Consider the following 14,481-nt stretch of genomic DNA (forward strand, 5'->3'; position numbering starts at 1 on the left):
CCGGATGAGTGCGTGTTGCTTCGTTTACTCTTCTGTTTCTCCCAAGTGATCGATCTTCACATTTTCAAACGTGGCGCTTCCACCTTCGACAAATAAGGAAATCCCTTGATCATCGGGGCGTGGGAATACTAGATTCGTATGCACGGTCCTGCCATTGTCCATGAAGAGTTCGACACTCGTCTTATCCACAAGGATCGTCATATGGACTTTTTGGTCAAAGGGCTTGTAGGGCGCCTTGCTCTCAAGGAAATCCCCTTCTTCATCCGGTTGATCGGTCTTTGAGCGGTTGACGAATGAATAGCCATCCCGAGGGGAGAAGCCGACGTCGACATGGCGTTCATCGTCCTCCGATTCTCTGACACGCATTCCGATACGCTCCGCTTCTTCCCAGGAAATATCGGCTTCAAGACGGTACGTATCGCCGAGTGCGTCAAGCGATTCTCTTCCGTCCTCCACTGTCACATCCCCGACTTCGTCTGTAGATGTGACCAGATCATCCAGAGCCGGAACAGGGTTGGACACAAGGGTATAACCCTCTTCTTCATCTCCTTCAAGGCGAATTTCCCTGACGATGGAGTCCGTTCCGTTGAAATCATCATGCTCAATGGTAGGAGTGTTGTTCGCGTACGACCATTTGTTCATCCACGCAAGTGCGTATCGCTTCTCCATCTTGTCCTCTGCTTCACCGTCTTCGAATGTCACGGCCCCATACCAATCGAATCCGTAATCAAGCCACTTCGGTTCTTCCTCGTCGGCTTCGAATGTATCACCATTGAATTCACCGGACCAGTAAGCGTATGTGTTCGGTTTACCGACGGACTCCCCGTTAGCACTGACTCCGAGGACCCATTTCTCCGTTCCATCTTCCGTACGCATACGGAAGAGATCGGGACACTCAAGGACGCCTAGGTCGTCTGTTTGGAAATCACCGGTGAATGACCAGTCCTTCAGGTTTTCGGATTCATAGAATCCTACCTTTGCTCCTTCCGCCATGAGCATCACCCATTTATCCCGCTCATCATCCCATACGACCTTCGGATCGCGAAAATCCTCTACGCCCGGGTTCTCAAGGACGGGGTCTTCACTGTGATTCTTGAACGTTTTCCCTCCGTCCGTGCTGTACCAGAGATACTGCTCCTGCGCTCCGGTTTCTTTGGACGGCTGGGTCACGATGGCGATGAAGGCATCTTTCCCGAAACCAGCTTTATTCTCACGGTCTATGACTACAGAACCGGACCAAGGATCACCGTTGTCGTTGGTATATTTCGGTATCGCTACCCCTTCATCCTTCCAATGGACCAGGTCCTTGGAGACGGCATGACGCCATTCGGTGCCGTTGCCATCAGGGTAGTCTTTGTTATAGAGATAGTAATAGTGGTATTCACCCTTATAATAAATCGGTTTTTGAGGATCGTTTTTCCATTTGTCAGGGGTGGTGAAATGATAGGAAGAACGGTAGGAGACCTCATTTCCGTCTTTTCCCGTCTCTTTCTTTTCCACGTCTTCCTTTGCATTTACCCACAGGACGACGCCGCCGATGACAAGGATCAGTATGGCAGCCATCACCCATATCCCCTTCTTTCCTATAGATTTCATCTTATTCTTCACCACCTGTTTGTAGTTGTTGTATCACTGTATACGCGATTTCGAGCGAACATCTCCGCCTCGCTGCGGGGCCTCACTCACTGCACAGGCTCCTTCGTGTACATAAGGAGAGGGGAAGCCTACACCTGTTAGGAGATACGGGCGTAAGACGTTCAACTAGGTGCTGTGTAGTAACTCACTGTTGTTGATGGAAGGAATTTGACCTGTGCATGACCTTGAGGCCCCCAGCGCAGCGGGGAAGCGCTGCGTGCTAATAGAAAAAAGAAATGCCACTAGCTGACATTTCTTTTTTCTTTTTCAAAGGTTATTGCCCATCATACGTGATTTGACCTTGCTCAAGCGTTCCATCTTTCACGACAGAAGATTTCTTGTTCTTGATATCAAGCAAGAAGGATGGAGCAAAGGTTGATTTGTGATCGGCAAAGTATCCGCGGTTCGTCATGTAGCTGGTCACAACGAATTTGTCAGACTCTTCCTGAGGGATCACGTAGTGTGCGTACGTCCAAGTGATGTCGTTAGGGTCAAGATCCTGGTGAAGGACGATTCCCGTTTTGTTCATAGGTTTGAACGGACCATCCAGGGAATTTGACACATATCCAAGCATGTAGATGTCTTCATCATCGATTCCATCAATGGTCATTTTTGATCCACGTGTGCTTGTGAATAAGTAGAACTTGCCGTCTTTCTTGAAGATGTTCGGGCGCTCGATTTCATCCGTTACGGTATTTGACACAAGAAGAGGCTTCTTCTCTTTTTTGAATGTGTAGTCATCGTTGATCTCGATGATTCCCATTGCACCGTTCGCAAGTTCAGCTGTTTCTTTCTTAGGGCTGTTTTGAAGGTTCTTAAGCTCGTCGCGGAAGAACTTCATGCTTTTGCCGTAGTATGCACGGTTGTAAAGATTATCTTCACCTGAGTATCCGTATTCTGTACCGGTGTTGGCTTCGAATACAAGGTACTTGCGGCCTTTGTCTTCAATGTAGTGCGGGTCACGGAAGGTATGATTATTGTTGAAGTTGCGATCTTCGAAGGCTTTCTCTACGTTTTCGTAGGTTTTGCCGTCTCCGCCGTTGAAGATGGACTTGTGATCTTCGATTCCATCAACCTGCAAATCTTTGTCTCCTTTTTCAGAAACGTTGACTTGGGCAGTTGTCAATGTTTGGCGTCCGAAGAGCTCCTTGCTCTCATCGAAATCTCCACGGTTTGTGTAGAACAAGCGGATTTCACCGTCATCTGTGAACAGGGCAGAACCTGACCATTCTTCCACTTGACCTTTAAGATATTTGTCGTTTGCTTTGTTTTTGTCTTCGTCATCGAAGACACGTCCAGCGTTTTTCCATGCGTCGATGGAGTCATCGCCTGCTTTTTTATAGAACATATAGATGAATGTGTCGTTAGGGTTTTTCGGGTCACCTGCAAGACCGAAGACGATATGGTAGCCTTTGTATTCAGCTACAGTACCATCAGCGTTTTGCAGTGGCCATGTATCCCATACATCCATTTTGATTTTATTGCCATTCTCATCGGTTTTCGTTGCGGATTCTACATTCTTGATTGTGGAAGCATCAAAGGATGGGACAGTGAACTTGTCATCACCGTGCTGGTTGATCATATCCTTCATATCCTGACGTGTGATCTGTGACGTGCCGTATGTTTCTTTGTATCCCTTTTCGTCAGCCCCGCCCTTGGCAGATGCAGATGTGAAGCTGCCTCCGAACAAGATGGCTGCACTTAAAGAAACTGCTGCAAATTGACGAACGTTCATTAAGTACTCCTCCTAAGTGTTGATTATGATATGAATTCGGTAAGGGCGGGGCGAATGCTCCGATGCCTTACAACTGAATTATAGGAGGACGGGGAGCCGGTGGATATGGCATGGATTGATATAGATTTCGTCTTAAATTGATATGTGGGTCTATAGTAGCCTGAAAGATGGGGGCATTCTTTACGAAGGGGGATTTAATAGGTAGTCCGTTCCTTTCCACTGCAGGGATTTGCTTTCCGCGGGGAGCATGTCGAGCCTGCTGATGCCTGTAGGATGTTGATTATCTTGATCCTAATTATAGTTGATGGCTAAATAGTTCTAAGTGAAGTGCCAGTTGTAAAATGAGTCCGTTTCTTTCCGCTTCAGGGATTTGCTTTCCGTGGGGAGCATGTCGAGCCTCCTCGTTCCTGCGGGGTCTCGATCATCCCCCTTTTCCGCAGGAGTCAAATCCCTTCCGCTCCAATCCACTCAGTGGTATTGGACTAGGGGAGGTAATCGTTTGTTAATAAGGATAGAAAGTCATGCTAAAAACGAAACAAGGATGGGGATGTCCTGTTTCTCCTGCGCACAAAGTACAATGAACGGAAAAAGCTCGCCTTCAGCACATAATCATTGCAAAAAACAGGATGGCGATATCATGTTTCCAATCAGCACATCCCCTCTCATATCCACAGAGTGAAGTGCAGCGAAGGCATCCCGACTCCTATGGGAATAGCGGGCTGGGGGAGACCCTGCAGGCGCGCCGAAGCGGCTCACCGCACGCCCCATGGAAAGCGGGTGGCCGCAGCGGAACGAAACGGTCTCCTCTCCACCACATATTTATTACAAAACAGGATGGCGATACCCATGTTTCCAATCATCACATCCCCTCTCCTACGCACAGAGTGCAGTGTAACGGAGGCCTCCCGACTCCTATGGGAATAGCGGGCTGGGTGAGACCTTGCAGGCGTGTGCACTGGACCCAAATTATTGGACACCCACTTTTTGATTCATTCGTTGTGTGTACAGTCGGTATTCTACCGGGCTCTTTTTACCGAGCGTAGACTTAATTCGCAAGTGGTTGTAGTAATCCATGTATTCTTCTAATTTTCGGTTGAACTCCTTGAGGTTCCGAAAAGTTTCTCTGTAGAGAAACTCTGATTTCATGATGCCGAAGAAATTCTCCATCACGGCGTTGTCATAACAGTTTCCCTTCCGAGACATACTCTGAGTGATGTGATGGTCCTTGAGTATCCTTCGGTACTTAGGCATGCGATAGTGCCAGCCCTGATCAGAGTGAAGAAGAAGGTCATCGCCTTCACGTAGACGTTCGACTCCTTGAAGTAACATCGTTTCTACTAAATCAAAGCTAGGTTTCGTGTGAAGCGTGTACGTAATGATTTCTCGATTAAACAGGTCTAACATCGCGGACAAGTACAGTTTCTGTCCGGCAATCTTGAATTCCGTCACATCGGTTACCCATTTTTGGTTCGGTTTCGATGCCATGAATTTTCGGTCGAGGGTGTTGGGCGCCGCTTTTCCAACTTCCCCTTCATAAGACCGGTATTTCTTCTTTCTTACCAGGCACTGGAGCCCTAGGGCTTTCATAATGCGAAGGACTTTCTTTTTATTGATGTCATACCCTTTTGCCTGGAGTACATCCGTAATCCGACGGTAACCATAACGGCCTGAATGACGGCGGAAGATCAAGGTAATTCTTCTTTTCCACTTCCGATCAGGATCGGGTTGGTCCCACTGTTTTTTGATGAAGTAATAGGTGCTTCTAGGGAGGTTCGCTACTTTGATGAGCTGAATCACCGGGAACGCATTCCTTAGTTCAAATACTACTTTCGCTTTGATCTGTTTGGTGATGATTCCTCCTGAACTAAGGCTCTCAGCTTTTTTAAATAAGCATTCTCCATCTCTAAATAGGCGGCGTGTGCTCGTAGCTCTTCGGGAGTCATGTCTTCTAATTTCTTATGTTGATTGGGTGGTTTAGGAGTCATCGTCAAGGCCCTCATTTCCTTTGAATCGAAGGCATCTCGTCCCCTTTTCTCCCACTTTCTCAACCACCTGCGCACAATACAGGGATCGGGAAGGTGGAAATAGGCAGATGCCTCTCGAATGGAGTAATTCTTGTCCGTAATATAGTGAAGTACCTTTAGTTTAAAGGCAGGAGAATACGTTGTATAGGGAAAAGAAAAGGCTTGATCACCATGATGGCGAACCAACTTGACCCAATAGCCCAGCGCAGCAGCATCCACGCCTTCTTGTGAAGCTAAATCTCGAAAACTAACCGTTTCATCCTCCAAGTAACGTTTGGCCAGTTGAAGTTTAAACGTACGGGTGTGCTTGTTCATTTATAACCCCTCCTTTTAGGATTGGGGTGTCTAGTAATAAGGGGGCAGCACAACGCCGAAGCGGCTCACCGCACGCCCCATGGAAAGCGGGTGGCCGCAGCGGAACGGAACGGTCCACTCTCAACCTCAGGATGGCAACCCTCTAGCCAATTCCTCTCCCAAGCCTGTAATGCATGGTAGTAGAACGATCCATCTATCCTCGCAAAAAAAAAGCACGGCTGGAATGCCATGCTATCAAGGGGAAGGAGCCGCACAAGCCCCTTCAGTCCAGGCTTCATCAAAGCCTTTGAGTGCCTGCTGCCTCGTACTCTCTTTATTGATATATGCTTTCATGATTTCACCGAATCGCTTCTTGATGCAAGGAGAGAAGGAAGACCAATTGAACGTCCTGTTTTCACTGATCAATGAAGACGTCTCTTTTCCCAGGGAACCGAGATCGTTCACAGGCACATTCTTGAACGCCGGAATGAACCGGAAACGCTCCGTCATATACTCCTGCCCCTTTTCAGAAGACACCATCCACCGGAGGAAGCGTTTTGCTTCTCTCTTTTTCGGTTCCGACGATTGTTTATTGATCACCCAGTAGCTCGGGACTCCGGCAATCATCTTGGCGTCTCCCCGGTCATTGAGGGGTAGGGGGAAGATTCCCGTGGGTGCCTCACCCAACAACGGCTCCACCCAGTTTCCTTGAAGGATCATCGCAGCCTTTCCTTCTTTGAAAAGGTCGACCTCCGTGTAGTAATCCGTCGTCGCAGGGGCCGTATTTCCGTATCGGACCGTCAAATCGATAAGTGAAAATAGACGGTTGAATTCTTCACTGTCGGTAAAATGGATGTCCTTTTCATGAAGGGCTTTCACAAACCCGGGACCTTCTTCGGCGAAGGCCACGCTCGTCAAGTGATGGCCGAGCTTCCAATCTTCATAATACCCGTTGGCAAAGGGCGTGATTCCTTTAGATGACAGCCTGCGGGCAACTGCTTCCAGTTCCGAGAACGTTTGCGGAGGTTCGGTGATGCCCGCTTTCTTGAAGAGGTCGCGGTTATAGACGACCCCAAAGCCTTCAATGCTCATGGGCTCCCCGTATACTTTCCCGTCAAGGGTGATTCCATCCAGCGTATGAGGGGAGGCATCGGCCACCCAAGGTTCATCCGATAAGTCTTCTAGATATCGAATCCATTCCTTCATCGCTTCATTGCCTATATTCGTGAAAATATCGGGTCCTTTTCCCGCAGTCAGCTTAGCGGTAATATCCGAGTAATCATCCGAAGCACCACCCACGGTCTCGACTTTGATCCTGACCCCTGGATGGGCTTCTTCATATTCTTTGGCCATCTGTTCGAATTCATTCGCTATCTCCACCTTCGGATTCCGGACCGTGAGGGTGACAGGTTTCTTCTCCCTTTGTGCCTCCTGTTGTTCATCACGCCCCTCGCATGCAGACAGGGCGATGGAGCTTACAATCAGTGTCGATAGCAGGACCAATATCGGTTTTTTCATTCTGTCACCCCGCTGTTCCCGGAGCGGAACTCATATGGAGTAAAACCGGTCATTTTTTTAAACAGCTTTGAGAAATACTTCTCATCCTGATAGCCGAGCATGGTCGCAATCGAATAGATCGTCTCCTCTGAATCGGTCAGCCAGACTTTCGCCTGTTCGATCCGGAGTTTTGCCACGAATTTGGAAAGAGGAAGCCCCGTTTCTTTCTTGAACGTCCTTGAGATATGTTCCCTTGTGAGGAAGAACATTTTCGAGAGGCGGTCAAGGGAGATATCCTCCATATAGTAGGTTTCCACATATGATACGATCTCTTGGATCCGTCTTGCAGACTCGAGTTCATCTAGGCTGCGGATGCTCCGGTAGTGGTTCTGTTGGAGCTCATCCTGCAGTTTGCTAAATGCAGATGGCAACTCAACCAGATCGGGTAGTTCCCCCTGGACAAGACGGATGGGCAGATCGATATGACTGCTCACCCATTCTTCTACGTAGACCCATTGACCCTTCACCGTCAGGACTGCGTACAGGTTTTCTTCTTCGAGAAAGGCAAACACATTCCCGATACCCTTCTCCTGAAGCTCACCCCTCAGTGCATCCATATGCGGTTCGGGCAGATGGGTGTGGTAGAAGGAGAGAAGGGACACCTCCAGCTCCTCATCCACAGGAAGGAAAGCTGCCAGCTCTTCTGTTCCTCCGCCGCTGCACGCAGATGTAAAGATCTGATTGCTGCGGAGACGCCTCGCTTCTTCAACAATCTCCCCGTCTTCCAACGCTTCCTCCCCGATTGCCGTCACGACCCTGTTCAAAACCGCATCGAACGCATCGGCATCAATGGGTTTCAGCAGATAGTCAAAACTGTTGAGCTGGATCGCCTTTCTCATGAATGTATAATCGTCATAGCCCGTGATCAGGATGATCTTCCCGGTGTACCCGAGCTTATTCAGCTCTTCAATGAGCTCCAGTCCTGTCATCCTCGGCATTTTGATGTCTGTAAAAATGATATCGGGGTTTTCAGTGCGGACGATGTCGAGGGCCTCGTGGCCATTTGACGCTTCCAGCAGCATGGTGATGCCGGACACATCCCAGTCCCCAAGCTGGCGGATGACGTTCCGTACATTGCGTTCATCATCGACGATCAGTGCTTTCATCGCTGTTTCCCCCTTCTTGCTTATCTTCCATGAAAGGCAGCTTCATGATAATCCTGAAGCCCCTACCTTCCAATGTATCCAGCTGAAAAGATGCGTTCTCTTTAAAATTCAATCGCAGGCGGTCATAGATATTTTTCAAGCCGATTCCGCCGTCCTGCCCCGATGGGCCCCCGTAGACGGCGGACCGTATCCGCCCGAGGTCTTCTTCTGTTATGGATGCCCCGGTATTCTGCACGGTAAAGAGGATGGATCCTCCAACCCTTTCACCCGTTATCGAGAGTGTCGCTTCGTCATACCCTTCTTCATAGCTATGCTTGAAGTAGTTCTCGACCAGAGGCTGAAGCAGCATGCTCGGAATGGAAGCAGCACGAACCTCTTCATCCACCTGGATATCAGCCTGCACTCCTGCACCGAATCGCTCACGCTGCAGGGAGAGATACGTCTCGATATAGTCGAGCTCCTCCTGTACGATCACCCATTGATCGGCATGGAGGGAGTACCTCATCATCTTAGAAAGGGACGTGATGAGTTTGTATACATCCTTCGCCCCCGACCTCAAGGCCACAGCACCGATCGTTTGCAGGGCATTGAATAAAAAGTGCGGGTTCACCTGGGATCTGAGAGCGCGGAATTGATTCTTCCTGCTCTCGATCTCAAGTTTGTATTCACGGTCGATATGTTGGTTAATGCGGTCCATCATCTCGTCCATATGATCTTCAAGATGACCAAGCTCGTCCTTCCGGGAGGTGGTAAAGTCCACATCCATATTCTCCCCACCGATGCTCCTGACCTTCTCACTTAAGTTCTCTATGGGCTTGGTGATGATATGGGATATGACCACTACCATGATGATGCCCAGAAGCACAACGCCGATTCCCAATAAGATATTCGTCGTGGCCGCTTGATTTACGTCTCTAAAGAGAACATCGCGGTCGATCACCTTGACGAGCCTCCACCCTTCGAGATTGCCTTTCAGCTTCTCTTCGAGGACCAGCTTATCCCCCTCATCCCCGGATTCGCCGTCATTGATGCGCTGACTCGAATACATGATGCGATCCTCCCCATCGAGAAGAGTCAAGCGGCTCTCACCACCGTCAGAGAGGTTGAGGATCAGGGATGAATAGGCATTGACGTCGATATCCATGGAAATGAAGCCAAGGAATTCACCTGACAAAACATTGGAGACTTTATGATGGATCGTCAACACCCGGGTGCGGTCGGACTCAGGCAGGATCGCCGCATTGTTCGCATTTTCTATCACATGCGGCCTCTCGATGAAGAAATTGTCATCGGACTCATACAGGGTTCGAAAGGGAGCCTGGTTCACATAGTCCTCCTGCTTTTTCGGCGCACTGAACTTCGACTGATACACACTCAAAGCAGAAGAATCCTTTTCAAAATAGATCCTCATCTGCCTGACTTCAGGACGGCTGATCGAGAAGATTTTCATGCTCCGTTCAAACGGTTTTCTCTGCTCATCATTCAGTCCGTTTTCAAACACACTGAGCACATCCGGGTCATTATAGAGGGAGTAGGAGAGCTCGATCATCTCGTCAAAGTACCGCTGAAGAGCACGGCTGCCTTCTTCCAGCTCTTCCCGGCTCTTCTCGATCTCATGCTCCTCGACCGATGATCTCGTATTGTCATAAATAATAAAAACAGATAGGAAATAGGGCAAAATAATAAAGATCACCAGCATCCCGAATAACCTGGACCGTACACTCCGCATCACGTCACCTCCCTTTCCACAACCATACCAATTATTCAGCAAACCTAAACTATAACAGAGAACTGTATGGGGTCAATGCATCAGAAGTAGTATGACCGCACATACTGTCATGGATATTATGTGATAGGACCATTGGTATTATCATGATTGAAGTGATGACTTTCAAACGACGAACTCATCTATCTTACCCTTCCTATCAACCGCCTCATCAACAGGCAATGAAGAAAGCCCCTTGCTGATCCGCAAGGGGCTTTCTGTTTATCACGTTATGAACGTGCTTTTTCTTTTTCCTTATGAGGTTTAAACGGCCACCACACGCCCTTGCCGAATGACACGGTCATGGCTGGGATGAGAAGCGGCAGGACGATCAGTCCATACAGGAGGAGACCGGTGATGACGATGGTCGCAATCTGTACGAGGCTGAGGACGCCGGATGGCATCATGGCAGCGAAGGTTCCGGCCAGGATGATGGCGGCGGTGATGATGACGGTCCCCATCTTGGACATGGAGATCTTGATGGCATCTGTCACGGTCATTCCTCCGGCTGCTTCTTCGCGGAAGCGGTCGAGGAGGAAGATGGAATAATCGACCCCGAGGGCTACGAGCATGACGAATCCGAAGAATGGAACGGCCCAGCTGATGCCGTCGTATCCGAATCCGTTCATGAAGATCAGTTCAGCCACGGCAACAGACGTAAAGTACGTCAGAAGCAGGGAACCGATCATATAGAGCGGCATGATGAATGAGCGGAAAAGGATCGCCAGTACGACGAACAGACTGATGAGCATGATTGTCACCGTCTGGGTGAAGTCGCTCGTCGAGATATCATTCAGATCGCGGTTGATGCTGGACACACCGCCGAAGGCGACTTCTGCCTTTTCAAGGGGTGTATCTTTGATGACGCGCTGCGTTGCCTCATCGATTTTTTCAACGGTATCGATCGCTTCCGGAGAATACGGATTGTCCTCCAGGATGACTTCAAGCTGCGTACCCTTTTTGTCATCGAAGGCATAGCGGTCGAGCACTTGTTTGAACTCATCCTGCTCCAAGGTTCCTTCAGGGACGAAGGTGCCTGTATCACGGATCGCCTTGCTGTCAGCCATTTGATTCAGCTGATTGCTTGCCTGGTCGAGGCCGTCTTTGATTTGATCAAGTCCTTCAACCGGATTTGGCTGTTGACCAGACTGGGCAGCCTGCGCCTGTACTTCTGGTGGGAGTGACATGGACTGCTTGATGCCGTCTGCTGTCTGGCCGACACCATCAGAAGCCTGATCGATCCCTTCTGCAATCTTGCCAAGCTGGTAATCTGCATAGAACTCATTGATGACTTCTCCCGTCGGACGTGTCACGGAGCGGACGCTCTTCACGCCATCGACTTTTTCGAGTTCGCTGCTCAGCTTCTCTACATAAGGGACGATGTCTTCGGTGACCAATTCCTTATCGCTTGAGAGGAGCACTTGCACCGGCAGGGAATCCCCTTGCCCAAAACCATCTTCAATGGCATGCAAACCTTTGACAGAGTCATAGTTATCCCCGATTTCATCTACTGTATTGAATGAAAGGGCATCGTCATAGGTCAACAAAAGCGGGACCGTGATGACAGCCACGACAAGCATGGAAAGAATCGGACGGTTGACGGACAGCTTGCTCATCCAACCCCACAGCTTACTATCGTTATGGGATACGGATTTTTTTGACGGCCAGAACAGTTTCTCTTTCAGGGTAGCCATGAAGAACGGCATGACCGTGCTCAGAACGAGTAGGAGAACCGCAATCCCGACTGCGACGGCCACGGCCGATTTGAAGATCGGGAAGTCGGCAAACCCGATGGCAAAGAATCCGATGAATACGGCAAGTCCGCTGATATAAAGGGTACGGCCCGCCGTCTTATACGTACGGATGATGGCATCCTTGACAGGCTTCCCTGCACCGAGTTCTTCCTTGAAGCGGCTGAGGAGCAGGATGCAGTAATCCGTCCCGATCCCGAACAGGATCGCCACAAGGAAGATCTGCGTATAGTTTGATACCGGGAATCCGAACCAGTCGATGAAGAACGCCACGATCGACTGACTGAGAAGATAGGTGATCCCCACGGAAATCAGCGGAATGAATGGGGTGACGATGGAACGGAAAACAGCGAGCAGGAGGGCGAAGATCAAGACGACGGTGATGATCTCCGTTTTCTTCAACCCTTCCTGGGCGCTCAGGTTCACATCATTATTGATCAATGCCTCCCCGGTCAGGTAGACATCTTTCTTCCCATCGATGATATCCGATTGAATGGAATCGGCGAGATCGACGACTTCTTCCTGGGAGCCATCTACGGTGATGGGAACAAGAACGGTCTTCCCATCCTCCGATACAAGCTGTGATTCTGTATCTTTGCTTTCAAACGGATCGAGGATCGATTTCAAGGGATCCCCTAGATCCTTCAACTGATCGACATCTGCCTGGATGTCTTTCCTCGCGGCATCATCCAATTTGCCGTCTAGTGCATACACGAGGGAAATCGTTTCGTCTCCAGCTCCCGCGTCTTCAAGGATTTCAGCGGCACGCTGGGATCCTGCATCCTTTGGAAGCTGGAATGTTCCCGCTTCTTCTGCCTGTTTCGTCAGGTTTGGTGCCAGTACGAATAGCAATACGGTCAGTGCGATCATGCCGATGGTGATCGGCCACTTGAATTTGATGATATTCTTCACTTACGCTCACCCTCCAATTTCAGTATATGTTTTATCTTTTTGAACATCTGGAGGAACTGATCCAACTCTTCATCCTCCACCTGATCGGCAAACAATGCTTCAATATAATCGTACACCGCCTGGTCGGATTCCTTTACAACAGCACGCCCATGCTGAGTCAGGCTGACAAGCTTCGAGCGATGATCACCCTCAGCTTTGACGATCTCGATCAATCCTTTTTCTTCAAGTTTTTTCAGCCGGTTGGAGATTGCACTTCGATGCACACATTGAAGTTCTGCAATGGCACCGGCAGGCAACGGGCCGTTCTTATTCAACAGCTTCAAGACCTGGATTTGTTCCCGGGAATATTCCTGCCATACTTCGGCCTCGACATCCCTGAGCACGCGCTCGGTCCCGAACACCATGACATCCTCGAACAGCTCCACGGCCTCGATCAGACGCTTATCCAAATAGTTGACCCCCTAAACTAAAATGATTACTCCATTAGTTTAGGGGGTCAACTATTTAATGTCAAGAAAGAAGATGCTACACTAGGGAGGAGGGGTTTGTCCCCAACCGACTTCAAATAAAGCAGGTGTTTCCCATTAAAATCGATAAACCAAAACTGCCCCGCCAGCTCACGCAAGGGAACTTCCAAATGATTTTCATGGAGGAGGACCCGTATTTAAGCAACCTTGAGATCGATGGATCCATCTTTGACGAAGAGGAGATCGACCGGGTGCATCTTTCCGGCATGGTGATCAGGAATTCCTCCTTCCAAGGGACCTCATTCCGAAATATTGATCTGACCGATGTCGAGTTCATCAACTGTGACTTTTCCAACGTGGATATGACAGGGGCGAGCATTCACCGCGTCACGTTCCAGGAGTGCAAGCTTATGGGCGTCCAGCTGCCTGAAAGCCGCTTCGGGAATGTCGCCTTCGAAAACTGTCTCATGACCATGTGTAATTTCAGTGATTCCAAATTCGAAAAAGTGATCTTCCAAGAATCCAATATGAAGCGATCCGACTTCTTCAACTGCAAGCTGGCAAAGGTCATCTATGATGTATGCGACCTGGATGACGTGAGCTTTGATGGAACGAAACTGAAGGGGATCGATCTCAGCACCTCGTATTTCGAGTCCATCCTTGTGTCAATGGAAGATTTGAAGGGCTGCATCGTGTCCGAAAAGCAGGCTCTATCCTTTGCTGCGCTTCTTGGCTTGGATATCCGCTGAATGAAAAGACCCCTGAAACCGATTCAGGGGCCCTTCTCATTGATTCAAGCGATGCTGGACTTCCGCTGGCACTTCAAATACCATCTCTACACCACCATACATCAAGAGAACGTATGGTTCCTCCTTGTATGCGGTAATGCGCGCCACTTCCTTCATATCCGTTTGGTCTGCTTGTTCCTCCCCGAACTTCACCGTGTCCGTCCTGTAAAACAGGTAGGTGCTTCCCGCAACCAGATCATCCTTCTGTTTTCCTGTGAGCTTCCATTTTCCCACTTCAAGAGCCTTGCTGAAAGAGTTGATTTCATCGGCATCGCTTACAGTTTGAATGATTTCCCCGCCCTCCGTACGATCGATTTTTTGGACATTCTGGAGGCTGTCGAGGCCTTCCTTTTCGCTTTTCCCAGAAGAGCATCCTGTCAAAATCAGGGTACTCCCTACAGCCAGCAACACGATGCATATCATCAATCGTCTCATCTATCATCCACC

General features: G+C 49.3%; 9 protein-coding genes and 1 pseudogene. 1 reads left to right on the top strand and 9 read right to left on the bottom strand.

The window, feature by feature from the left end; all coding sequences use genetic code 11:
• Positions 1-24: 24 nt before the first annotated feature.
• The 8 genes and pseudogenes from D5E69_RS21840 to D5E69_RS21875 all read right to left on the bottom strand — a co-directional run bounded on the left by D5E69_RS21840 (position 25) and on the right by D5E69_RS21875 (position 13,228).
• Positions 25-1,596, bottom strand: coding sequence for a glycoside hydrolase family 32 protein (locus D5E69_RS21840; protein ID WP_414811597.1), 1,572 nt, complete (start codon positions 1,594-1,596; stop codon positions 25-27).
• Between the two features lie 313 nt (positions 1,597-1,909).
• Positions 1,910-3,370, bottom strand: coding sequence for a glycoside hydrolase family 68 protein (locus D5E69_RS21845; RefSeq protein WP_048004704.1), 1,461 nt, complete (start codon positions 3,368-3,370; stop codon positions 1,910-1,912).
• 966 nt (positions 3,371-4,336) lie between these two features.
• A pseudogene (locus D5E69_RS21850) lies at positions 4,337-5,709 on the bottom strand (IS3 family transposase).
• A 234-nt stretch (positions 5,710-5,943) separates the two neighbouring features.
• The gene (locus D5E69_RS21855) at positions 5,944-7,206 is read right to left on the bottom strand and encodes an ABC transporter substrate-binding protein (RefSeq protein ID WP_159130249.1); all 1,263 of its coding nucleotides are present in this window, start codon (positions 7,204-7,206) and stop codon (positions 5,944-5,946) included.
• The gene (locus D5E69_RS21860) at positions 7,203-8,351 is read right to left on the bottom strand and encodes a response regulator transcription factor (RefSeq protein ID WP_048012127.1); all 1,149 of its coding nucleotides are present in this window, start codon (positions 8,349-8,351) and stop codon (positions 7,203-7,205) included. The genes D5E69_RS21855 and D5E69_RS21860 overlap by 4 nt, the downstream gene beginning before the upstream one ends.
• Entirely contained in the window at positions 8,329-10,080 is a 1,752-nt protein-coding gene (locus tag D5E69_RS21865) for a sensor histidine kinase (RefSeq protein WP_159130250.1), read from the bottom strand. Before D5E69_RS21865 ends, D5E69_RS21860 begins: the two co-directional genes overlap by 23 nt.
• A gap of 266 nt (positions 10,081-10,346) precedes the next feature.
• Positions 10,347-12,779: an MMPL family transporter gene (locus tag D5E69_RS21870; protein WP_159130251.1), complete on the bottom strand. Its 2,433-nt coding sequence runs from the start codon at positions 12,777-12,779 to the stop codon at positions 10,347-10,349.
• Positions 12,776-13,228 carry a MarR family winged helix-turn-helix transcriptional regulator gene (locus tag D5E69_RS21875; RefSeq protein ID WP_048004699.1) on the bottom strand — a complete coding sequence of 151 codons (453 nt, stop codon included), beginning with the start codon at positions 13,226-13,228 and terminating at the stop codon, positions 12,776-12,778. Before D5E69_RS21875 ends, D5E69_RS21870 begins: the two co-directional genes overlap by 4 nt.
• A gap of 125 nt (positions 13,229-13,353) precedes the next feature.
• Here D5E69_RS21875 and D5E69_RS21880 point away from each other — a divergent pair, with 125 nt between their 5' ends.
• A complete protein-coding gene (locus D5E69_RS21880) occupies positions 13,354-13,995 on the top strand; it encodes a pentapeptide repeat-containing protein (protein ID WP_231578988.1) in 642 nt (213 codons plus the stop codon).
• Between the two features lie 36 nt (positions 13,996-14,031).
• On the opposite strand, the gene D5E69_RS21885 is transcribed toward D5E69_RS21880, so the two are convergent.
• Entirely contained in the window at positions 14,032-14,469 is a 438-nt protein-coding gene (locus D5E69_RS21885; RefSeq protein ID WP_048004698.1) for a hypothetical protein, read from the bottom strand.
• Between the last annotated feature and the right edge of the window lie 12 nt (positions 14,470-14,481).

Source organism: Rossellomorea marisflavi, from assembly GCF_009806575.1.
GTDB lineage: Bacteria > Bacillota > Bacilli > Bacillales > Bacillaceae_B > Rossellomorea > Rossellomorea marisflavi_A.

Bases quoted from the DNA above. Each gene is read 5' to 3' on its own strand.
- D5E69_RS21840 (WP_414811597.1), bottom strand. From the start codon at position 1,596: ATGAAATCTATAGGAAAGAAGGGGATATGGGTGATGGCTGCCATACTG.
- D5E69_RS21860 (WP_048012127.1), bottom strand. From the start codon at position 8,351: ATGAAAGCACTGATCGTCGATGATGAACGCAATGTACGGAACGTCATC.
- D5E69_RS21865 (WP_159130250.1), bottom strand. From the start codon at position 10,080: ATGCGGAGTGTACGGTCCAGGTTATTCGGGATGCTGGTGATCTTTATT.
- D5E69_RS21885 (WP_048004698.1), bottom strand. From the start codon at position 14,469: ATGAGACGATTGATGATATGCATCGTGTTGCTGGCTGTAGGGAGTACC.
- D5E69_RS21845 (WP_048004704.1), bottom strand. From the start codon at position 3,370: ATGAACGTTCGTCAATTTGCAGCAGTTTCTTTAAGTGCAGCCATCTTG.
- D5E69_RS21855 (WP_159130249.1), bottom strand. From the start codon at position 7,206: ATGAAAAAACCGATATTGGTCCTGCTATCGACACTGATTGTAAGCTCC.